General features: G+C 67.9%; 1 protein-coding gene. It reads right to left on the reverse strand.

What is annotated here, in order from left to right:
* A partial coding sequence (locus tag R0J88_RS20835; RefSeq protein ID WP_410901001.1) for an IclR family transcriptional regulator C-terminal domain-containing protein occupies positions 1 to 265 on the reverse strand: 265 nt, incomplete at both ends.

Genomic DNA, 265 nt, shown 5'->3' on the forward strand with positions numbered 1-265 from the left:
GCTTGAGCATGTCCTCGCGCGACTGGCGCATCACCGGTGCCTGGATCGCCACGCCGATGTTGGAAGGCCCATCGGGATTGGGCGCCAGCACCGCGATGCACACCAGGCCGGGCAGGAATTCCTCATCATCCAGCGCGAAGCCCTGCTGGCGGACCTGCTCGATCTCGGCCTCGACGGACTCGATGTCAGTCAGGGTATTGCGCGTCATCGCGTTCAGCGGCGTGCCTGTCAGCAGGCGGCGGCGCTGGGCGGGCGGCATCTGGGC

Source organism: Pseudoalteromonas sp. SIMBA_162 (assembly GCF_046535955.1).
Classification (GTDB): domain Bacteria; phylum Pseudomonadota; class Gammaproteobacteria; order Enterobacterales; family Alteromonadaceae; genus Pseudoalteromonas; species Pseudoalteromonas marina.